Here is a 628-nt window from a genome sequence, read left to right as displayed (position 1 = left end):
CGGGGAACAGCGCCGGGGCAATCGCCGCCATGTCGGCGGCCTTGGAACCGGAGATGCCCGAGACCAGGAACATCGCGCCTAGCAAGACATATTGCAGACCGCCGCGCACGTGGCCCAGCAGCGCCGCCATGAAGTCAATCAGGGTGCGCGCCAGCCCGCTGATTTCCAGCAGCGATCCGAGCAGCACGAACAGCGGCACCGACAGCAGGATCAGGCTGGACATGCCTTCGTCCATGCGGCTGACCACGATCATCATGGGCGCGCCGGTGGCCAGCGTAAGGTAGGCCATGGTGGCGGTGCCGAAGGCGAACGCGATCGGAATGCCGCCGGCCACGCACACGCCGATGAGCAGTACGAAGAACACGATCAGGTTGTAATTGCCCATCGCCACCAGCGCCGGCTTGCTGATCCACAGCACGGCGCCGATCAGCGCCACGACGGCGACCGCCGAGGCGACCTGCCTGATGCTGGCCCGACTGGCCATGCGCGCGATGGCTGCCAGGAACATCAGGATCGCGCCGACCGGCAAGGCGGCGGCGCGCAGGCCGTCGGGGATTTCCAGTGCCGGCGTGGTGATCGCCATTTGCTCCGAGGCATGGTCGACGGCCGGATGGATGATCATCAGCAC

General features: G+C 66.7%; 1 protein-coding gene. It reads right to left on the bottom strand.

Annotated elements, in window-relative coordinates:
- Window positions 1–628 (bottom strand): TRAP transporter large permease subunit (locus tag RV1423_RS28350; protein WP_034304014.1); only part of this gene is annotated, 628 nt, incomplete at both ends.

The sequence above is a fragment of the Herbaspirillum sp. RV1423 genome (genome assembly GCF_000577615.1).
Taxonomy (GTDB): domain Bacteria; phylum Pseudomonadota; class Gammaproteobacteria; order Burkholderiales; family Burkholderiaceae_D; genus Herbaspirillum.
The sequence above is the reverse complement of the archived record's forward strand: the minus strand, read 5'-3'. Positions and strand labels throughout refer to the sequence as shown.